The 20265-nt window shown below is 69.2% G+C and carries 20 protein-coding genes; 8 read left to right on the top strand and 12 right to left on the bottom strand.

Annotated elements, in window-relative coordinates; translation table 11 throughout:
- Positions 1-11: 11 nt before the first annotated feature.
- The 3 genes from AC1DER_RS14075 to AC1DER_RS14065 form a co-directional block, all read right to left on the bottom strand.
- Complete coding sequence (locus AC1DER_RS14075; protein ID WP_441815691.1) at positions 12-1061, bottom strand: DUF4344 domain-containing metallopeptidase; 1050 nt, start codon at positions 1059-1061, stop codon at positions 12-14.
- Positions 1062-1154: 93 nt separating this feature from the next.
- Positions 1155-2123, bottom strand: a complete 969-nt coding sequence (locus tag AC1DER_RS14070; RefSeq protein ID WP_477248444.1) for a DMT family transporter — start codon at positions 2121-2123, stop codon at positions 1155-1157.
- A 275-nt stretch (positions 2124-2398) separates the two neighbouring features.
- Entirely contained in the window at positions 2399-2617 is a 219-nt protein-coding gene (locus AC1DER_RS14065; protein WP_477248442.1) for a hypothetical protein, read from the bottom strand.
- A gap of 163 nt (positions 2618-2780) precedes the next feature.
- Between AC1DER_RS14065 and AC1DER_RS14060 the strand changes: the two genes are divergently transcribed.
- From AC1DER_RS14060 to AC1DER_RS14050, 3 genes are all read left to right on the top strand, one after another.
- Positions 2781-3755: a LysR substrate-binding domain-containing protein gene (locus tag AC1DER_RS14060; protein WP_477358066.1), complete on the top strand. Its 975-nt coding sequence runs from the start codon at positions 2781-2783 to the stop codon at positions 3753-3755.
- A gap of 67 nt (positions 3756-3822) precedes the next feature.
- Complete coding sequence (locus tag AC1DER_RS14055; protein ID WP_441815688.1) at positions 3823-4695, top strand: class I SAM-dependent methyltransferase; 873 nt, start codon at positions 3823-3825, stop codon at positions 4693-4695.
- A complete protein-coding gene (locus tag AC1DER_RS14050) occupies positions 4692-5228 on the top strand; it encodes a pseudouridine synthase (protein ID WP_477244891.1) in 537 nt (178 codons plus the stop codon). Before AC1DER_RS14055 ends, AC1DER_RS14050 begins: the two co-directional genes overlap by 4 nt.
- Positions 5229-5250: 22 nt before the next feature.
- On the opposite strand, the gene AC1DER_RS14045 is transcribed toward AC1DER_RS14050, so the two are convergent.
- A complete protein-coding gene (locus tag AC1DER_RS14045) occupies positions 5251-6225 on the bottom strand; it encodes a DMT family transporter (RefSeq protein ID WP_441815686.1) in 975 nt (324 codons plus the stop codon).
- Between the two features lie 361 nt (positions 6226-6586).
- Here AC1DER_RS14045 and AC1DER_RS14040 point away from each other — a divergent pair, with 361 nt between their 5' ends.
- A complete protein-coding gene (locus AC1DER_RS14040) occupies positions 6587-7708 on the top strand; it encodes a hybrid sensor histidine kinase/response regulator (protein WP_477244893.1) in 1122 nt (373 codons plus the stop codon).
- A gap of 27 nt (positions 7709-7735) precedes the next feature.
- Here AC1DER_RS14040 and AC1DER_RS14035 read toward each other — a convergent pair whose 3' ends face one another.
- Positions 7736-8098: a hypothetical protein gene (locus tag AC1DER_RS14035; protein ID WP_441815684.1), complete on the bottom strand. Its 363-nt coding sequence runs from the start codon at positions 8096-8098 to the stop codon at positions 7736-7738.
- A 143-nt stretch (positions 8099-8241) separates the two neighbouring features.
- Between AC1DER_RS14035 and AC1DER_RS14030 the strand changes: the two genes are divergently transcribed.
- On the top strand, positions 8242-8907 hold the full coding sequence (locus AC1DER_RS14030) for a Fe2+-dependent dioxygenase (protein ID WP_441815683.1): 666 nt from the start codon (positions 8242-8244) through the stop codon (positions 8905-8907).
- 19 nt (positions 8908-8926) lie between these two features.
- Here AC1DER_RS14030 and AC1DER_RS14025 read toward each other — a convergent pair whose 3' ends face one another.
- Both AC1DER_RS14025 and hrpB read right to left on the bottom strand, forming a co-directional pair.
- Complete coding sequence (locus AC1DER_RS14025) at positions 8927-9958, bottom strand: hypothetical protein (RefSeq protein ID WP_477244896.1); 1032 nt, start codon at positions 9956-9958, stop codon at positions 8927-8929.
- 63 nt (positions 9959-10021) lie between these two features.
- Positions 10022-12550 (bottom strand): ATP-dependent helicase HrpB, encoded by a 2529-nt coding sequence (hrpB, locus tag AC1DER_RS14020; protein ID WP_477244898.1) that lies wholly within the window; start codon positions 12548-12550, stop codon positions 10022-10024.
- Between the two features lie 106 nt (positions 12551-12656).
- On the opposite strand from hrpB, the gene AC1DER_RS14015 reads away from it, so the two are divergent.
- Positions 12657-13448 carry a TatD family hydrolase gene (locus tag AC1DER_RS14015; RefSeq protein ID WP_441815680.1) on the top strand — a complete coding sequence of 264 codons (792 nt, stop codon included), beginning with the start codon at positions 12657-12659 and terminating at the stop codon, positions 13446-13448.
- A gap of 6 nt (positions 13449-13454) precedes the next feature.
- On the opposite strand, the gene AC1DER_RS14010 is transcribed toward AC1DER_RS14015, so the two are convergent.
- Entirely contained in the window at positions 13455-13772 is a 318-nt protein-coding gene (locus tag AC1DER_RS14010; protein ID WP_477244900.1) for a hypothetical protein, read from the bottom strand.
- Between the two features lie 190 nt (positions 13773-13962).
- On the opposite strand from AC1DER_RS14010, the gene AC1DER_RS14005 reads away from it, so the two are divergent.
- Positions 13963-15954: a winged helix-turn-helix domain-containing protein gene (locus AC1DER_RS14005; RefSeq protein ID WP_477244902.1), complete on the top strand. Its 1992-nt coding sequence runs from the start codon at positions 13963-13965 to the stop codon at positions 15952-15954.
- A gap of 16 nt (positions 15955-15970) precedes the next feature.
- Here AC1DER_RS14005 and AC1DER_RS14000 read toward each other — a convergent pair whose 3' ends face one another.
- From AC1DER_RS14000 to AC1DER_RS13985, 4 genes are all read right to left on the bottom strand, one after another.
- Entirely contained in the window at positions 15971-16393 is a 423-nt protein-coding gene (locus tag AC1DER_RS14000) for a hypothetical protein (RefSeq protein WP_477244904.1), read from the bottom strand.
- Between the two features lie 150 nt (positions 16394-16543).
- Positions 16544-17485: a 2-dehydropantoate 2-reductase gene (gene panE, locus AC1DER_RS13995; protein ID WP_477244906.1), complete on the bottom strand. Its 942-nt coding sequence runs from the start codon at positions 17483-17485 to the stop codon at positions 16544-16546.
- Between the two features lie 10 nt (positions 17486-17495).
- Entirely contained in the window at positions 17496-18296 is an 801-nt protein-coding gene (locus AC1DER_RS13990; protein ID WP_477244908.1) for an ABC transporter permease, read from the bottom strand.
- 66 nt (positions 18297-18362) lie between these two features.
- Positions 18363-19373 carry an ABC transporter ATP-binding protein gene (locus AC1DER_RS13985; protein WP_477245030.1) on the bottom strand — a complete coding sequence of 337 codons (1011 nt, stop codon included), beginning with the start codon at positions 19371-19373 and terminating at the stop codon, positions 18363-18365.
- Positions 19374-19476: 103 nt separating this feature from the next.
- On the opposite strand from AC1DER_RS13985, the gene AC1DER_RS13980 reads away from it, so the two are divergent.
- On the top strand, positions 19477-20244 hold the full coding sequence (locus AC1DER_RS13980) for a ferredoxin--NADP reductase (RefSeq protein ID WP_477244910.1): 768 nt from the start codon (positions 19477-19479) through the stop codon (positions 20242-20244).
- The last annotated feature ends 21 nt before the right edge of the window (positions 20245-20265 follow it).

Genomic DNA, 20265 nt, shown 5'->3' with positions numbered 1-20265 from the left:
ACCGCCCCGCCTCAACGCACGTACGGCAACGACGCGTTGCGATCGCGTTCCTGTTCGCGCTGCTGGAACAGGCGGTTCGCCTTCTCTTCGGTCATCTCGAACTTCGGCGCAACATACGGCAGCAACAGGCGCAGCCACGAGCGGCTGATGCGTCGTGCTTCTTCCGGGCAACCCTTGGCGCGCGCCTCCGGCAGGTCGCCGTCGGTGACGATGCTCAGGTAGCGCGCCGGGTCACTGCCATACAACAGGCACTGCAGGTTGAAGTAGCGCTGCTCGCCGAGCGCGTGCTCGTCGGCATACGCATCCAGGTTGTATTCGCCGGTGCTGCGCGCGAGGAACCAGTTCGATGCCATGCGCAGGTTCTCGGTCACCACGCCGGTGGATTCGTCCAGGCCGGCGAAGCGCAGCATCAGCGTGGTGGCGAGCTGGTCGACCGCATCTTCCTCGCGCCCGGTGATCGGGATCTGCAGCATGTTGATCAGGGCGTGGCCGGTCTCGTGCAGGATGATGAAGCGCACGTTCGCTTCCAGGTAGCGCTCCGCATAGCCCTCGCCAAGCTTGTTCTGCGCGGCCAGTTCGCGGCCGCGCTCGAGCAGCACCTTCATGGTCTCGTAGCACATGACCACTTCGCCGCGCTCCGGCGTGTAGAACGCATTGGGTTCGCCGCATTCGGCGGTGAGGTAGTTGATCTGCCTCGGCAGCATCAGCATGCCGTCGATGGCGTGCACTTCCGGCATCTTGTGCAGCAGGTCGCCGTCGTGGGCGAGCTTGTAGTACTCCTCCAGCGCGGGGTTCTTGGGCTTGACGTACTCGTAGCCGAACTGGACGCCGCCCACTTTCGATTCGGCGTCGGCCGCCTTGCCGAACACGACCGGCTTGAGCGCGGCCAGTTCGTCGGTCACCGCCTTCTCGGCTTCGGCGCGACCTTCGGCGCGGCCCTCCGCACGCGCGGCGGCCAGCTTCGCCGGCTCGCGCTTGGCGGCGATCAGCGAATAGCCGAACGCGCCGCTGACCGCGCCCAGGGCCAACGACAAGGTGACGATGAGAACTCTTGGCGACATGCGCTTCCCCGTTGCGCTTCACAGGCGTGGCATACCGCGCGCCACGCCCGGATCGTAACGGCTTGGCGGTCGCGGCGGAACCGCCGCGCTCGTTCAGGTGGCGTGGCTCGCCGCGGTCACCGGTTCCGGGCGGATCCGCACGGCCCACATCACCCCGGCGATCAGCAGCGCGATGCCGAGCAGGGTCAGCGGGCCCGGCATCCGGCCACGCAGCGCGAACGCGTAGGCCAGGGCGGCCAGGGTCTCGAACACGATCAGCTGCCCCGCCAGCGCGGTCGGCAGGCGCTGGCTGGCTTCGTTCCAGCAGGTCGTGCCGAGCCAGGACGCGAACAGGCCGATCGCCGCCATCAGGCCGATGAAGAACCACGGACGGGGGCCGAACGGCATCGGAAAATCCGAGCCCGCGAACGACATCCCAAACCAGAGCAGGGCGTAGCCGGCCGCCGCCAGGGGCAGCGTGGCCACGCCCTGCGCGGTGGCCCAGGTGCGCGGGTTGCGGTCGGGGTGCGCGCGCAGCCAGTCGGCATTGCGCAACGGGTACCAGGTCCAGCAGGCGACGGCGACCAGCGCGAGCACGGCGCCTTGCCCGTAGCGCACGAGGTCGGCATCGGGATCGGCGCGCAGGGCCTGCAGCTCGACCCGGTTGACGCAGCCGATACCGAGGGCGATCAGCAACAGCGATGGCGCGAGCTTGCGCCAGGGCAGGCGGCCATCGCGGCGCTGGTCGCGCAGGTTGGCGCTGATCGCGATCACCACCGGCAGTGTGCCGATGATCATCGTCGGCAGCGGCGCCCCGGCACGCTGGATCGCGCTGGCAAGGCAGAGGTAATAGATGAGGTTGCCGATGACCGCCAGCTTCAGCGCTTCAATCCAGTCGCTGCGCGTGAGCCGACACAGCGCGGCGCGATCCATCCACGCCAGCGGCAGCGCGATCAGGCCGAAGGCGAGGTAGCGCCCGACCGATTGCAGCGCCGCCGGGTATTCGGGCAGCAGCAGGGGGCCGATGAATACCAGGCCCCACATCAGGCCGGCAGCGAGCGCGTAGAGGGTTCCAGTCCACATGACGGAAAGCTTGCGCGAAGCGCGGGCACTTGTCTTCAACGAGTGCCTGGGTGGCCGGTTTAGCGCGTGTGATGCCGCACAGCCCCGGCCATGCCCGCAACGTTCCGGGCATGGCGATCGACCTCAATAGCGGGTCAGGGGTAGCGGCGGATAGACCAGGGGCGGCGCCGCGGCGATGGCACGCTCGAACGCGGCTGCATCCAGTTCGAAGGTGTGCGCCACGCCGTCCTGGATGAGGCGCGATTCGATGGCGCTGCGGTCCGGCCGCTTCGTATTCAGCCGCAGCCAGCCAGCGCACAGCGCGCGTCAAGGTCGGGTGCGGGCACTGCGTCGGCGCTCTTCCTGGCAGCGCGCGCGTGGCCCAGCGGGGCAAAGAACCTGTGCGATGCGGCAGCGTTGCCGTAGCCGTGCGAGTAACGGTCATCGTCCTCGTCGAACGGATGCGGCTCGGCCTGTTGGCCCTGCAGGAACAGCAGATTGGTGAAGATGTTCATGACGGACTCCTTGGACGGGATCGCCTGCCTGGCGTGGACAACTTCCTTGAACAGGTTGCAAGATAGGCCTGCTGGTTTCGAAGAAAAAGCGACGGTTTTGCAACCTAGACTTGAGCTGTCCTCAAGTCTCACAGTTCCAGGCCCAGGCAATGGAGAACCTCGGATGAGTCGTCCGCCCCTGCAGTCCCTGATCGGTTTTGCGGCGGCCGCGCGCATGGGCAACCTCACCCGCGCCGCCGAATCGATGCACCTCACCGTCAGTGCGCTCAGCCACCAGATACGCGCGATCGAGGAGCGCCTGGGCCGACGCCTGTTCGTGCGTGGCGCGCGCGGTGTGCGCCTCACCGATGACGGCCAGGCGCTGTACGAACGCATCGCGCCGCACCTGGATGCCATCGAGCGCGCGCTGCAGCCGCGCGCATGCCGCGACGACTCGCTGACCATCACGCTGATGCCGTCGTTCGCATCGAGTTGGCTGGTGCCGCGGCTGCCGCGTTTTCTCGCCGCGAACCCGCAACTGGAGATCAGCCTGCAATCCAATGTCGGCGTGGTCGACTTCGCCCGCGACACCTCGATCGACGCCGGCATCCGCTTCGGCCCGGGTCAATGGCCCGGCCTGGAAGCGGTGCACCTGTTCAACGACTGGGTGACGCCCACCGCAAGTCCGGCACTGCTGGAGCGCCTGGGTTACCCGACGCTGGAAACGCTCGGCAGCTTCCCGCTGCTGGGTGCGCCCGGCGGTCGCTGGAGCGAATGGTTCGCGCAGTTCGGCGGTACGCCACCGGAGCGCTTCGTTGCCATCCTCGACGATTCGGAGAACCTGCATCGTGCGGCAGTCGAAGGGCTTGGCATCGTGCTCGGGCGGATGACGCTTGCACGCCCGCTGATCGATGCCGGGCGCCTGGTGCCATTGTTCGACGAGCGCTTCAAGGCCGAGTTCGCGCATTACCTGGTGTTCCCGCCACGCTCGCGCGGACACGGTGGGCTGGCCGTGTTCCGCGACTGGCTGCTGGAGGAAGCGCAGGTGTACGAAGCCGCCGAAGCGCTGCCGCCACCGCGCGTGCCGCCACCCCGCATGAAGCCGCCGCGGCGCGCGGCCAGGCCGGCCGCACCGGCCGGGCGTCGCAAGGGCGGGTGATGGCTGCCGGCAGCGCCAGGGGTTAGGCTGGCGCCCCCGTACCGAGCCTTGGCCTGGAGCCCACCGCATGAAACGCACGCTGCCCGTCGTCCTGCTGTCCAGCCTGATTTCCGTCGCGTTCGCCGGTTGCGCCAGCACCGTGCACGACACCGCCGCCGAGGCAGCGGCCGCGCCGGCAACCGCGGCGCCCGACAACAGCGCCGCCCTCGACGCCGCCATCGCCGGCAGCGTCCGCGATCCGCGTAATGTCGCGCGCGATCCTTACCGCCATCCGCGCGAGACGCTCGCCTTCTTCGGCGTGGCCCCGCAGCAGACGGTGATCGAGATCACCCCCGGCACCGGCTGGTACTCCGAGATCCTCGCGCCGTATCTGAAGGATGGCGGCCATTACGTCGCCGCGGTCTCCGATGACGCGATCCCGGGCCAGCCCAAGTACCGCTACGACGCCAACAAGACGTTGCGCGGCAAGTTCGCCGGCAACGCGGCTGTGTACGGCACACCGGAAGTGCGCGGGTTCGATCCGAAGGCGCCCAACTTCGGCCCGGCCGGATCGGCCGACACCGTGCTGACCTTCCGCAATGCCCACAACTGGGTCAGCGACAACAATGCCGAGGCCTATTTCAAGGCGTTCCATGACGTCCTCAAGCCGGGCGGCACGCTCGGCGTGGTCGACCATCGCGCCAAGCCGGGCACCGACCTGGCCAGGCAGAAGGAGTCGGGCTACCTGACCGAGGCGCTGGTGATCCAGCTGGCCCAGGGCGCCGGCTTCGTGCTCGAGGCCAAGAGCGAGGTCAACGCCAATGCCAAGGACACCACCGACCATCCGAATGGTGTGTGGACGCTGCCGCCGGTGAACCGCCATGACGCCGCCGACGACGCCAAGTACAAGGCCATCGGCGAAAGCGACCGGATGACGCTGCGCTTCCGCAAGGCGAAGTGATCCTCGCGTTCAACAAGCCCTATGGCGTGCTGTGCCAGTTCACCGACCGCAGCACGCCACCGCGTCCGACGCTGGCCGGCTTCGGCCTGCCCCCTGACGTTTATGCCGCAGGTCGTCTCGACCACGACAGCGAAGGCCTGCTGCTGCTCACCGACGACGGCGCGCTCGCGCATCGCCTGACCGACCCGCGGCACAAACAACCCAAGACCTACTGGGTGCAGGTCGAAGGCGATCCCGCCGAGGACCAGGTCGCCGCGCTCGCGCGCGGTGTCGCCCTCAATGACGGCCCGACGCTGCCGGCGCAGGCGCGGCGCATCGACCCGCCTTGGCTATGGCCGCGCGATCCGCCGGTGCGGTTCCGCAAGACCGTGCCGGATGGGTGGCTGGAAATCACCATCGGCGAAGGGCGCAACCGCCAGGTGCGGCGCATGACCGCCGCAGTCGGGCTGCCGACGTTGCGCCTGGTGCGCGTGGCGATCGGCCCGTACCGGCTCGGCGAGCTCGCGCCGGGCCAGTGGCGTCACTGCGATTGAGCACCGGCCCGCTTCGGCGGCATCAGCCTCGCGTCTCTTCATCGGGGTCGCTATCGGCTGCGAAGTTCGCCACCGGCACCGAATTCGCCCCGGGCCGCGTCAGCAGCAGCACGCCACCGAGCACCACCGCGGTGCCCACCAGTTGCACCGCCGTGATCGGTTCGCCCAGCAGCCACGCGCCGAGGAACACCAGCGACACCGGTCCGATCACCGACATCTGCGCGGCCGATCCCGCGCCCAGCCGCGCCACCGCGCCCATCGTGAAGGTCACCGGCAGGAACGTGCAGAAGATCGCGTTGACCAGCGCAAGCCAATAGACCGGCGCAGGCAGCTGCAGCAGGTGCGCCGGATCGCGCATCAACAGGTAGTGCAGCACCGTGGCCGCAGTCGACACGCACATCGCATACGCCACCAGTCGCAGCGAGCCGATGCGCTGGATCAGCTGGCCCGACATCGCCAGGTACAGCGCGTAGCTCAGCGCCGCCAGCAGCACCAGGCCGCTGCCCAGCAGCACGTGCTCGCCCTGCACGCGCAGGTTTTCGACGAACACCAGCGCCACGCCGGCATAGCTCACCGCCATCGCGACCCATTCCTTGCGCGCCACCTTGCGGCCGAAGGCGAACATGCCGATCAGCAGCACGAAGGTCGGGTTGAGGAAGAGGATCAGCCGTTCCAGCGACACCGGCACGTATTCCAGTCCCCAGAAGTCGAACAGGCTCGACAGGTAGTAGCCGAGCACGCCGAGGATCAGGATCAGGCCGAAGTCGCGCCGGCTGATCGGCGCGCGTGCGGACCGTCGCGATTCGTGGATGCCCAGGGCGACGAACAGCGGCAGCGACAGCAGCATGCGCAGCGCCAGCACATCGAGGGCGTCGATGCCGTAGCGGTACTGGAACTTGGCCAGGATCGCCTTGGCCGAGAACAGCACCGCGCCGGCGGCGGCCAGGGTGAAGCCGATCCGGCGCGCGGCGGGGTCGTGGGAAGTGGCGGCGGTCATTGCTGGATCCTGGCCGGAGACCGTCGCGGGTGGCGTTCCCAGTTGCCAGGCCGGGTGGCCATGCCGCCGGAGGGGAAGGGCGCCACCTGCAGCGACGAACGGCCGGGCGGCCGGGTGGACTGGCTCATGAGGGGGGCGCGGCAGGAGTAGGGTGTTACATGATGCGACGCGTTGTGGTCTCTGGGGCAGACGCATCCCGCAACGCCGTGTTGCGGACCATGACCGGATGTCGACCGATCCCGGCAAGGTTCTGCGGGCCATGGGGTGGAAAATGCGCGCAATCCGGCAGGTTTCTGCTAACGTCTGGCCCGATGCTGCCGCGGCGCGAGAGGGGACGTCGCCGCCACGGGGACACGGACGCATGGCCATAGCAACAAGCAGTTCGGGCCCGAGCACCTCGGGTCGCATTCTGGTCGTCGACGACCAGAACGTGAACCTGCGCGTGGTCGGAACCCTCCTGGTCCGCCAGGGCTACGAGGTCATCACCGCCGGCAGCGGCGAGGAAGCGCTGCAGCGCTACGTCGAATCGCCGCCCGACCTGATCCTGCTCGACATGATGATGCCCGGCATGGACGGCTTCGACGTCCTCGCCGCGCTGCACGAACTCGGCCCGCTGCAGGTGCCCGTGGTGTTCGTCACCGCCGCCCACGACCGCGACCTGCTGCTGCGCGCCTTCGACGCGGGCGTGGTCGACTACGTCACCAAGCCCTTCCTGCCCGAAGAACTGCTGGCCCGGGTCAACGCCCACGTCGGCCTCAAGCTCACCCGCGACCGCCTCGAACGCGTCGCCCGCGAGCGCGAGGAACTGGTCAACCTGGTCGCCCACGACCTGAAGAACCCGCTCAGCAGCGTGCTGTTCGCCGGCGAACTGCTGCGCAGCGGCGTGTGCAAGCCCGAACGGGTCCCGCGCTACCTGCAGATGATCCACGAGAGCGCCGACGACGCCCTGGGCTACATCCGCCATTACCTGGAAAGCCAGGCCGGTCGTCGCGGGCAGGAGGTGCCGGCCGAACGCGCCGACGTGGGCGAAACGCTGGAGTGGTTGCTGCAGCGCTACGAGATCCAGCTGGAAACGCGCGGCATCCGCGTCAACCTGCGGCCGCCGGCTGGACCGGCGCAGGTCGCGATCCACCCGCGCGTGCTGCGCCAGGTCAGCGAGAACCTGGTGACCAATGCGATGAAATACGCGCCCGACTGCGAGTTGCTGCTGACCGCGCGCAGCGGCGCACCGGGCTACTGGCAGCTGATCGTCGCCGATCGCGGCCCGGGCATCCCGGAAAACCGCCAGCGCGAACTGTTCAAACCGTTCGTGCGACTGCACGAAGGCGCCGACCCGACCGGCCTGTCCAACGGCCTGGGCCTGTCGCTGGCCAAGCGCATCATCGCCAACGCCGGCGGCCAGCTCTGGTACGAGCCGCGCCGGCACGGCGGTTCCCGGTTCATCATCGAATTGCCCGAGGCCGGGCCGATCACCATCGACTAGGCGCTGGCCATCGACTAGGCGCTGGGCCTACTCGGCGGGAGCCTGGCGCGTGCGCCGGGGCGCCGGGCGGCGTGCGGTGCGTTGTGCCTCGACCCGGCGTGCCGTCCCTTCGATGGCCGCGCCGCTGCCGTTCTCGGCGTTGCGGGCACGGCGCTTGGCCGCGTACCAGAGCAGGCCGGCACCGGCCACCGCGGCCGCCACCAGCACCGGATTGCGGCGCACGAACTTGCCCGCGACCTGCACGCCGCCCTTGACCACGCCGAGTTTCGCCCCTGTCTCGAGCCATTTTCCGGCGTGCTGGGTGACGCTGGGCACGGCGTGGCGGAGGTTGTCGCCGACGGCGGAAGCCAGCTCCAGTGCGCGTTCGGGCAGGTCGGTGAACTTGCTCATCGTGGTCAATCCCGGGAAACGTGGGCAGGGCTGCAGTGTCCACGCCGCTTCGTTGAAGCGGCGTGAGCGATGTGCACGGTTGCCGGCTCGCGGCTGAATGCCGATCATGGCCGTTGCCCTGATCCACTCCTGCGTGGCCCGCCATGATCCGAGTGTTGCCCAACGTGCTCTCCGCCGCCGAACTGCAGGCGGTGCGCGAGCTGTTGCCACAGGTGCGTTTCGGCGACGGCCGCGTCACCAATCCCGATTCGTCGGTGAAGCAGAATCTGCAGGCGCCGCAGGAAGACCCGGCCAATACCCGCATTGCCCAGATTGCGCGCGATGCCCTCATGCGCTTTCCGGAGCTGCGCGTGTTCGCGCAGCCGCGCACGATGGCGCGGACCACGGTGGTTCGCTACGAGCCGGGCATGAACTATGGCTGGCACGTCGACGAAGCCCTGTTCCCGTCGACGCCGCCGATGCGCAGCGACCTGTCGTGCACGGTGTTCCTCAACGATCCGGCCGAGTACGACGGCGGCGAGCTGACCATCCAGCTGGGCGCGCAGGAGCTGACCTACAAGCTCGAGCCTGGCAGCGCGATCCTGTATCCGTCGACCACCATCCACCGCGTCACGCCGGTGACCCGCGGCGTGCGCCTGGCGGCGATCACCTGGCTGCAGAGCTGGGTGGCCGACATCGGCCGGCGCGAACTGCTGGTGCAGCTGGAAGAAGCACGCACGCTGGTCGCCAGCGGCGCTGACCGCCAACGCCTGCAGGTGCTGCTGGAATCGCTGCGGACCAACCTATTCCGGATGTGGGCCGACACCTGAGGCGCAGGCAGCTGCGGCGCTAGCCCGCGGCGGCTGCCCGCAATGAGGGATGGCGTTGCAGCAGGACTTCCACCCACGCCTCTCCTTCGGCGATTTCCGCAGCGTGCCGCTGCAGGGCCAGTGCCAGGTCGTGGGCGCGGTCGTCGCGGCTGTAGCCGTGTGTCTGCGCCTTCGAATAGCGGCCCCATGCAGGCGACGCCATGGCGTCGTCGAGCCCGGCGGGGTCGAGGCCAAGGTGGGCGACGACCCTGTGCAGTTGCTCGACCGGTTGCGCCAGCAGTGCGTCGAAATCCAGGCGCACTACGCGTGCACCGTGCTCGCCGCGCGCGATCGCATCGAAGCGGACGCGCTCGGCCAGCCAGCCCATCGCGCATTGCTGCGGCAGGGTCAACGCGTGCAATGCGACGCCGTCAGCGTCTTTCCCCAGGTATCCGCGCGCATGCAGGTCGCGCAGGCGCTCGCCGGCGGCGGCGGCGGCATCGAGCACCGATGCCGGCGATTTCAGCAGCGTCGCAAGATAGGGCCGCAACGGCATGTCGAGCAGGACCGCGCGCATCGCTGGCTGCAGCTCCAGGAGCGGCACGATCAATCCATTGCAGCTGCTGGTGGCCTTGACCACGCTGCGCGTCTGCGGCGGCAGCGGCTGCGACCAGCGCGACCACAGCGCGCGCAACAGCTGCGCCGCCTGTGCGGACGACAGCCGCGACTGCGGTTGCTGCAACTCGGGCCAGGCCTCGGCCAGGGTGCGCAGAGGCAACGGCTCACGCAGGCCCTGCACGTGTGGCCAGCTGTCGAGCAGGCGGCTCAGCAGGGTCGAGCCGCAATGGCCGATGTGGAAGATGGCGTCGGCCGGCGCGATCGCATCGCTGGCGCGCGCTGGCATCGCGTCGAGCGGCATCCAGCCGCCCTGCGCATTTGCCGGCAGTGCGCGGTCGTCGAGGAATGCCGCCTCGCGCCGCTGCGCCGCATCGAACTGCAACCACAGCACGCGCCGCCCGACCAGGTCGAGCTTGAACGGCAGGAACCCGGCATCGTCGAGCGGTGAATTCATGGGCAGGAGTGTAGCGATCCGCGCAGGCGCGAGGGCGCGAGGGCATGTTCGAGAAAGACCCGGTCAGGTTCCGCGCGGCTTGGCGCGGTGCGTCGCGGCCGCGGTCCACGGATCGTCCGGCCATGGGTGCCTGGGGTAACGGCCCTTCATTTCCTTCTTCACTTCCGGGTAGGTCCGATCCCAGAAGCCGCGCAGGTCCTGGGTGATCTGCAGCGGTTTGCCGCCGGGTGAGAGCAGGTGCAGCGTCAGCGGCACGCGCCCTTCGGCGATGCGCGGCGTGTCGGCCAGGCCGAACAACTCCTGCAGCTTCACCGCCAGCACCGGAGGCACCGGCTGGTCGCCGGAGTCATCAAAGGCATATTCGATCGATCGATCCATTCCCGACGGCACGGTCATCCGGGTCGGCGCGAGCGCATCGACCTTCTGCCGCAGCGACCAGTCGAGCTGCGAGCGCAGTGCTTCGCCGAGTTCCTGCTCGGCCAATGCATCGAGACGGGTCTTGCCGCTGAGCACGGGCTTGAGCCACGCGTCGAGCGTGGACAACAGCGCATCATCGGACAGGTCGGGCAGCGCGAGCTCGGGCATCCAGGCGCGCAGGCAGCGCACGCGGGCGCGCCATTGCGACAGCGAGGAGGTCCACGGCAGCGCCTGCAGGCCGAGCTGGCGGACGGCATCGACCAGCGCGTCTGCGTAACGCGATGGGTCAGGCTTGGCCAGCGGGCGGCTGTCGATGACGATGCGGTCGAAGCGCTGCTCGCGCACGGCCGCGATGCCGCGCAGGGCGCTGTCCCAGACGACGCGGTCCTCGCTGACGAATCGCTTCGGGAAATCCTGGCGCAACCGCTGTTCGTCGAGCGGTGCGGCGCGCATCACGCGGGCATCGCGTGGATCGTCGCGCAGTTCGCTGATGGCGATCCACGGTTCACCGTAGAGGGCGCTGTCGTCGAAGATTTTTGCGCTGCGGCCGTTTGCGAGCTGATAGCGATACGGGTCGCCCGGATGCTGGCGCGCGATCCGGTCCGGGAATGCGTGCAGCAGCAGATCGCCCAGCAGGTGCGGCGGCGCGGACGCCGGCGGGTTCGCATCCACGCGCAGGCGCCGGCGCCACTGCCTGGCGGCCTGGTCGATCGCCGCCAGCGCCGAGCGCGAGGCGTCGGCGCCAACGCGACCGGCGCGGAATGCGGCCAGCGCCTGCCAGCGCTCGGCCACTGCGTCGCTGCGCGAGCGCAACGGGTCGCGCGCCTCCACCAGCGCCGCCAGATCGCAGGCCAGCGCCTTTTCGGCGGCCTGTGTCGGCGCCAGCAGCATCGCCGCCAGACGCGGATGCGTGCCCAATGCCAGCATGCGCCGGCCGAGCGGTGTGATCGCGCCGCCATCGAGGGCCCCCAGTCGCTGCAGCAGCTCGCGTGCGGCGGCCAGCGCGCCGCCCGGCGGTGGGTCGACGAAACGCAGGTTGGCATCGCCCCATGCGGCCAGTTCGAGCGCGAGCGAGGCCAGTTCCACCTGGCCGATCTCGGCGCGACGCTGCGGCTCCAGGCGCTGCGATTGCGGCCAGAGCCGGTACGCCCAGCCTTCGGCGACGCGACCGGCACGACCGGCGCGCTGGTCGGCCGAGGCCTGGGCGATGTTGACGACATCGAGCCGGGCGAAGCCGCTGTTGGGGTCATAGCGGGGCTCGCGCGCCAGGCCGCTGTCGATCACCACGCGCACGCCCGGCAGGGTCACGCTGGACTCGGCAACGTTGGTGGCGAGCACGACGCGACGATGTCCGTCCGGATCGGGCTGCAACACGCGCGACTGCTGCTCCACCGGCAGCTCGCCATGCAGGGTCAGCACGTCGGCTGCGTTGCCGCCCGCGACCGCCAGGCTGGATTCGAGCGCCGCCTGCACCCTGGCGATCTCGCGCTGCCCCGGCAGGAACACCAGCACGTCGCCCGGGTGCTCGGCCAATGCGTGTTCGACCGCGCGCCGCGACTGGTGCTCGAGCGCCTCGTCGCGCCGGCTCGGGAAATGGCCAACGGTCACCGGATAGCTGCGCCCTGCACTGCTCAATCGCGGTGCGTCGAGGAACCCGGCCAGGCGCTCGCCATCGAGCGTGGCCGACATCACCACGATGCGCAGGTCCTCGCGAAGGCCCGACTGCACATCCAATGCCAGCGCCAGGCCGAGGTCGGCAGCGAGATGGCGCTCGTGGAATTCGTCGAACAGCAGTGCGCCGATGCCTTCCAGCATCGGATCGTCCTGCAGCATCCGCGTCAGGATGCCCTCGGTGACGACTTCTATCCGGGTCCGCGCCGACACCTTGTTCTCAAAGCGGATGCGGTAGCCGATGGTTTCGCCGACCGGCTCGCCACGCTGGCGGGACATGAACCCGGCGGCGGCACGCGCGGCAACCCGGCGCGGTTCCAGCATCACGATCTTCTGGCCGCGCAGCCACGGCGCATCGAGCAGCGCCGGCGGCACCTGCGTGGTCTTGCCCGCGCCCGGGGGCGCCTCCAGGACCAGGCGCGGGTGCCCGGCCAGGCTGGCGCGGATCCGCGGCAGCAGTTCGTCGATGGGGAAGGTGGGCGCTTGCCGGGCTTGCTCGTTCACCGCACAAGGATAAGGCGGGAGTGCACCGCGGGCGCGCGACAGGCGCGCGGATCGGCCTGCACCGCCGCGGTTGCTAGACTGCCCCGCCCTGCAATGCTCTCCTGCCATGCAACTGGTCGACATCGGCGCCAACCTCACCCACGACTCGTTCGATCACGACCGCGACGCCGTGCTCGCCCGCGCCCGCGAAGCCGGGGTGGCGCAGATGGTGGTCACCGGCGCCAGCCGCGAGCATTCGCCGCTGGCGCTGAAGCTGGCGAAGCAGCATCCCGGCAAGCTGTTCGCCACGGCCGGCGTGCACCCGCACCATGCCAGCGAGTACACCAGCGAATGCGATGCGCAGCTGCGTGAGCTGCATTCCCATGCCGAGGTCGTCGCCGTCGGCGAATGCGGGCTCGACTACTTCCGCGACTTCTCGCCGCGGCCGGCGCAACGGCGCGCCTTCGAGCAGCAGCTGCAGATCGCCGTCGACACCGGCAAGCCGCTGTTCCTGCACCAGCGCGATGCCCACGCCGACTTCATGGCGATGATGAACAACTTCGACGGTCGCATCGGCCCGGCGGTGGTGCATTGCTTCACCGGCACCCGCGAGGAGCTGTTCGACTACCTCGACCGCGACTGGCACATCGGCATCACCGGCTGGCTCTGCGACGAGCGCCGCGGCCAGCACCTGCGCGAGCTGGTGAAGTCGATTCCGGCCAACCGCCTGATGATCGAGACCGACGCGCCCTACCTGCTGCCGCGCACGATCCGGCCGGCGCCGCCGCACCGTCGCAACGAGCCGATGTACCTGGCGCACATCGTCGAGGAGCTCGCCCGCGACCGCGGCGAGGACGTTGCCACCTCGGCGGCCAACAGCACCGCCACGGCGCGCGCGTTCTTCCGCCTGCCCGGCTGAGTCGTCTCAGCGTCCGGCCAACCGCTGCGACTGCTGCGGCCTGGCCAGCACCAGCTGGACGATGCCGGGGCTGCGCTGGCAGGCGCGCTGCGTGTCGATCATCAGCCGCGTCCGCACGGCGTAAGCCTGGCCCGGGTTGTCGACGCCGGTCAGGCGGGCGATCGCCTGCTGGCTGGGCAGCAGCGGACGCTGGCAGTCGATGGTGATCGTTGGCGCGGTGGCGTCATCGGCCACCTGGGCTGCGGCAGCGGCCGGGACGAGCAGTGCCAGCGCGAGGAGCGCGGGACGGGTGAGACAGGCATTGCGGGCATTGCGGGCATTCATGGGAGGCTCCCGGGGTCGCCGGCAGGTTCCGGCGCGACCAGACTCGCGCTGCGCGGCATTCAGGTCTTGAGGCTGGCCTGAGGGCGAGCACAGGCTTGTCTTTGGCCTTGCGCCAATCCTTTGGAAAAGCTTAGGCCGTGTGCACGGCTGGCCCCCGTATCCGTAATTGGGTGTTTTCCCACGTGCCGCGATGACCCGACCCGAACCGCCCGTGCTCCGCTTCGACGACATCGTCCTGGACCTTCCGGGACGACGCCTGCTGCGCGCCGGACAACCGCAGGCGCTGGAACCCAAGGCGTTCGCCGTCCTCGAACTGCTGGCCGGATCACCCGGCCAGGTGTTCTCGCGCGACGAGATCCTCGACCAGGTCTGGGGCCACCGCCACGTCACGCCTGGCGTGCTCAACCGGGTCGTCACCCTGGTCCGGCACGCCCTCGGCGAAGACGCCCAGAGCTCGCGCTACCTGCACACGGTGTACGGCTACGGCTATCGTTTCGACCTGCCGGACACATCGCCGGAAATCGGGGCGGACGCGAACGCCGCCCACAACCGGCGCGCCGGCGACAGCGAGGCCCCGCCCGAGGCGGCCCTGACCGGCGATGCGGCCGGGCCCGCCCCGGAACCCGATGCCCCCGGATTGCCGCAGCCGGCATCACGACCGGCCTCGCGCCGCCGCCTCGTCTACGCCGCCCTGGTGTTCGCGATCGCAGCGGTTTCCCTGGCCTGGTGGCTATGGCGATCGCCATCCGGCGGAGCACCGCCGGCCAGGCCGGCGCCGGTGCTGGCGGTCCTGCCGATGCACGCCGTCGGCGACGACCCGCGCGGCCAGGCGTTTGCCGATGGCCTGAGCGAGGAAATGATCGGCCTGCTGGCCCACATCGACGGCCTGCGGGTGATCTCGCACACGGCCTCGTTCAAGTTTCGCGATGCCAACCTGCCCGCTGCCGAGGTGGCGCGGCGGCTGCAGGCGACGCACATGCTCGAAGGCAGCGTGCGCCAGGACGGCGAGCGGCTGCGCATCAGCCTCCACCTGGTCGAGGCCGACGGCGACCGCACCATCTGGACCCGGAGTTTCGACCGCGAACTGCGCGACATCTTCGTCCTGCAGCGCAATATCGCCATCGCCATCGCCAACGCGCTGCAGCTGCAGCTGGGCCTGTCTGCGGCGACCTCCACCAGCGGCGAGGACCCCGCGCTGTACCGGCGCTACCTGCTCGCGCGCAACGCCTCGCCGCGAGTAGGCGAGGACCGCGCCATGGCGGCGGAACAGGCATTGCGCGAACTGACCCTCGAGCACCCCGACTACGCGCGGGCCCAGGGCGGCCTGGCGATGGTGCTGTGGGCGCTCTCGTTGCGGGCGCAGCCCGGCCGCGACGAGTTGCGCGCACGCTCCGAGCAGGCCGCGATGCGCGCCTTGCAGCTCGACCCGGAGCAACCCGAGGCGCATGGCGTCCTCGCCGCCAGGGCGTGCCGGCTGCAGCAGTGGCAGGCTTGCATGGACCTGTCGAAGAAGGCCGTGGTGCTGGCGCCCGCCGATGCGATGTTCCGCGGCTGGCGCGCCTACCACCTGGCTACGCTCGGCTACGTCGAGCAGGCATTGGAGGTCACCGACGAGGCGCTGCAGTTGTCGCCCTACGACCAGGATCTGTTCTTCTGGCGAGGCCGGCTGCTCGACACGCTGGGCCGCCACGAAGAGGCGCGCGAGAGCCTCGCGCTGGCGTCGCCCGAACGCAGCGAGACGGCGCTGTTCTTCAATGCGGTGTGGCGGCGCGACTACGACACGGCGCAGCGCCTGGTCGAGGCACTGCCGCTGGAAGTGCCCTGGCGCGCGTCGGAACTGGCGGCGCTGGCGGCATTGCGCGACCCGGCCCTGTGGCCCTCCGTGAAGACCGCCATCGAGGTGTCCGAGCGCCATCACTGGCAGGGACAGGTGCCTTACGACTTCACCCGCCTGCTGCTGCCGCAACGCGACTACGCCCGCGACGTCGACGGCCTCGACGCAGTCCAGCGCGCCGGCTACGCGTCATACCAGTGGGTGTTCTGGCAGCCCGGTTCGCGCGCACTGCGCCAGGACCCGGCCTTCCAGCACTACCTGCAGCGCAGTGGAATTGCGACGTACTGGCGCGAGCACGGCTGGCCCGGGGTCTGCCGTGCCGACGGTGCGGCGGTCGCGTGCGATTGACGGGACGTCCGCAGATTCAGCGACCGGAACCGCCGCGGTTCTGCGCAGGAAACCATCCTGATGGAACGCCGAGCCCGGTGCAGTCGACCCGCTGCGACAGCGGCTCGTCGTTGCGGTTGAGGTTCTCCGGCGCGCACGGATCCTTGATCGAGAAGTAGCCCGGCGACTCGGGCTCACGCTGCCCGGTGGCGAACACCAGTACGGGCGGATGCACATGATCGGTAGCCGGGGCATCGTCATTCGACGTGACCAGACCCGGGGGGCGCGCTTCGGGCTGGAATGAAATCGCGCTCGCTGGCAGTCGCGGTGACAACTCGACAGCCGCAGTTTGTGCCGGGGTCGGCAACGGCAGCATGAGGGCAAGCAGGATGGCCGGAATCCTGAGCGCCAGCATCCGGAGCGATGCCGTCCGTTGGCGGGTTTCCGGATTCCGGTTCATGGCGGGATCTGATGCATGCATGGTGCCGGCCAGTTCAGCGTCCGGTGCCGCCCAGCGCCATCAGAATCGTCTGAACCGCGTCGCCGCGCACTAGGTCGATGTGCACTAAGTCGATGTGCACTAAGTCGATGCGCACTGAATCGACGCGCGCTAGCGCGTGACTCGCGCCGACTCGTAAGCCTGCAGATGGCACCACGCCGCGGCCAGCAATGGCGCCGACTGCCCGGCGGCCTGGGCGCGGTGCAGCATGTCGCCAACGATCTGCATCGCTTCCACGGCCTGGCCGGCTTCCAGGTCGCGCAGCATCGAGGCCTTCAGCGCGGATCCGGCCTGGGTCAGCGTGGTCAGTGCGGCCTGCTGCGCGGCCTCCGCGATCGGTTCGCCTTCGGCCACGGCCACGGCCAGGCATTCGCGGTAGAGCGCGCGCATGAACGCATCGCCACACTCGCCGGCAACGATCCCGCCGACGCTGGCGCGCATCAGGCACGTGGCGGCGGCAAGCGTCGACAGGAAGGTGTATTTGGCCCATTGCTCGGCGGCGATGCGCTGCGAGCGCACGTGATCGACGCCCGCCTGTGCACACAGCGCGGCGAAGGCGGCAGTGCGTGCGCTGTCCGGATTGCCTGCGCGCTCGCCGAACGTGATCGAGGCCGGCCGTCCCAGGTGCAGCACTTCGCCCTGTGGGCCCTTCATCGCGCTGATGAAGCACAGGCCACCGAGCACGCTTGTCGCGCCAAACGCCGCATCTAGGACCGGGTAGTGCGCGAGCCCGTTGAGTACCGGAAGGATTGCGGTCGTGTCCGTGACGGCCGGCGCCACCGATGCAATGGCGTCGTCGAGGTCGTAGGCCTTGCAGCTGAGCAGCACCAGATCGAACGGTCGCTCGCCGGCCAACGCCGGCAAGGCATCGGCGGTGACATGCGCGACATCGATATCGGCATCGCCCAGCGGACTGCGCAGCGCCAGGCCGTTCGCAACCAGCTGCGCCGCTCGCGCCGGACGCACCAGGAAAGTGATGTCGGCGCCGGACTGCGCCAGGCGTCCGCCAAAGTAACCGCCGGTTCCGCCGGCACCGAGAACCAGCACTCGCATCGCGGATTCCTCAGCTGCGCAGGCCGACACCGCGCTTGAGCAGCCACAGCCCCAGCGAGCCGAGTGCGACGACGAACGCCAGCATCAGCGCGAAGGCCACCCACACCGGCACGTCGCTGACGCCGAGCAGGCCATAGCGGAACGCGTTGACCATGTAGAAGATCGGGTTGGCATGCGTCATCGCCTCAGCCCACGGCGGCAGCAGCTTGACCGAATAGAACACGCCACCGAGGTAGGTCAACGGCGTCAGGATGAACGTCGGCACGATCGCGACGTCGTCGAACTTCTTCGCGTACACGGCGTTGACGAAACCGGCGAGCGAGAAGATCGTCGCGCCCAGCAGCACGGTGGCGAAGGTCACCAGCGGGTGCGGGATGCGCACCTTGGTGAAGAACATCGCGATCACCAGCACGATCGCGCCGACCATCAGGCCGCGCAGCACCGCACCGGCGACGTAGCCGCCGAGGATCACCCAGTTCGGCATCGGGCTGACCAGCAGCTCCTCGACGTGGCGGCCGAACTTGGCGCCGAAGAACGACGACGAGATGTTGCCGTAGCTGTTCTGGATCACGCTCATCATCACCAGGCCGGGGACGATGAAGTCCATGTACTTGATGCCGTCCATCTGGCCCACGCGCGAGCCGATCAGGCCGCCGAAGATCAGGAAGTACAGGGTCATGGTGATCGCCGGCGGCACCAGGGTCTGGCCCCAGATACGCAGGATGCGGTTGACCTCGCGACGGACGATGGTGCCCAGCGCGACCAGGTTGCGCTGGTGGTCCGTGAGTTCTTTGGCGACGGCGGTATTCATGTGTGGGGCCTGCAATGCTGTTCCGGATTGGCCTCCCCGGCCGTGGCGCGAGGGGGCGGCAGTTCGTTACGCGACCTGGTCCGGCGGGACCTGCACGGTGCTGTCCTGCGCGTTGTCGCCGGTCAGGCGCACGAACAGTTCCTCGAGGCGGTTGGACTTGGTGCGCATCGAGCGCACGCGAATGCCGGCATCGCCGAGGATGGCGAACACCCGGTTGAGATCCATCGCGCGCGGCATCTCGATGTCGAGCGTGTGATCGTCGGCGGCCAGCAGCGTCGTGCCTTCGATCGACGGCAGCGTCGCCGGCAGCTGTCCGTCGATGTCGAGCAGGAAGCCTTCGACGTCGAGCTTGGACAGCAGCACCTTCATCGGACCCTGCTCGACGATGCGGCCGCGGTCGATGATCGCCAGGTTGCGGCACAGGCTCTCGGCTTCTTCCAGGTAATGCGTGGTGAGGATGATCGTGGTGCCGGCGGCGTTGATCTCCTTGAGCGTCTTCCACATGCCGCGGCGGATCTCGATGTCGACGCCGGCGGTGGGCTCGTCGAGGATCAGCAGGCGCGGCTGGGTCATCATGGCCCGCGCAATCATCAGGCGGCGTTTCATGCCACCCGACAGCGTGCGGCTCATCATGTTGGCCTTCTCCCACAGGTGGGCGCGCTTGAGTTCGACCTCGGCGCGGACCAGCGCCTGCTCGCGCGGCACGCCGTAGAAGCCGGCGTAGTTGACCAGGATGTCGAGGGGCTTCTCGAACATGTTGAAGTTCAGTTCCTGCGGCACCAGGCCGATCAGGCGCATGGCGGCGTCGCGGTGGCGCGCCAGGTCGACACCGAAGATCGACACCGAGCCGGCGCTGAGGTTGACCAGCGAGCTGACGATGCCGATCAGGGTGCTCTTGCCGGCGCCGTTGGGGCCGAGCAGGGCGAAGAAGTCGCCCGGGACGACGTCGAGGGAAACGCCCTTGAGCGCCTCGACGCGGTTGTCGTAGGTCTTGCGCAGGTCGCGGACCGACAGTGCGGGGGCGAGGGCGGTGGCAGCGGCGGGAGCCGCCGGAGAGAGGTTCGAAGCCGGGGTCATTGGAATGCCTTCGCCGCGAGCCGCGCAGCGATAACCGGTAGTATAGGCGGCCTCGTGGCCGCACTCCGGCCACAGTCTGTTGCACCATCCATCGGTATCGTCAGTGGCCATCCAGCATTTCCCTCTCAAGCTCGTCTCGCGCCGGATGCTGGCCCCCACGGTCGGCCACTACACGTTCGTCCGCGACGATGGCCAGCCGCTCGACTTCATCCCGGGCCAGTTCATCCAGGTCCATTTCACCTACGCCGACGGCACCGCGACCAAGCGCAGCTATTCGCTGGCGACCATCCACGACCACGCCCTGGGACCGGGCGAGGCGGTGGAGATCGCCGTCAGCTACGTCGCCGGCGGCGCCGCCACGGCCCTGTTCGAGGGCCTGGAGTCGGACGGCCGCGTCGATGCCAGCGGTCCGTTCGGGCGTTTCTGCCTGATGCCGGCCGACGCCAACAAGCGTTACCTGCTGATCGGCACCGGCACCGGCGTCACCCCGTACCGGGCGATGCTGCCGCAGCTCGATGCACTGATCCGCGAGCGCGGCATCGAAGTGGTCCTGCTGTTTGGCGCGCGCACGCCGGCCGAGCTTCTGTACGGCGACGAGTTCCGCGCCTTCGCCGCCAGGCACCCGCAGAACTTCCGCTTCGTGCCGTGCTTCTCGCGCGAGCTGCCCGAACCCGGCTCGGCCCAGGCCCATGCCGACGTCCGCCACGGCTACGTCCAGCAGTACCTCGACGAGTTCGCGCCCAGCGCCGGCGACGACATCGCCTACCTGTGCGGCAATCCGAACATGGTCGATGCCTGCTTCGAGTCGCTCAAGGGCCATGGCCTGCCGGTGCCGCAGATCCGCCGCGAGAAGTACGTCAGCAGCAAGTAGGGCCGCGCGTCTGGCATCCTT

The organism is Lysobacter sp. 05T417 (genome assembly GCF_056396405.1).
The sequence above is the reverse complement of the archived record's forward strand: the minus strand, read 5'-3'. Positions and strand labels throughout refer to the sequence as shown.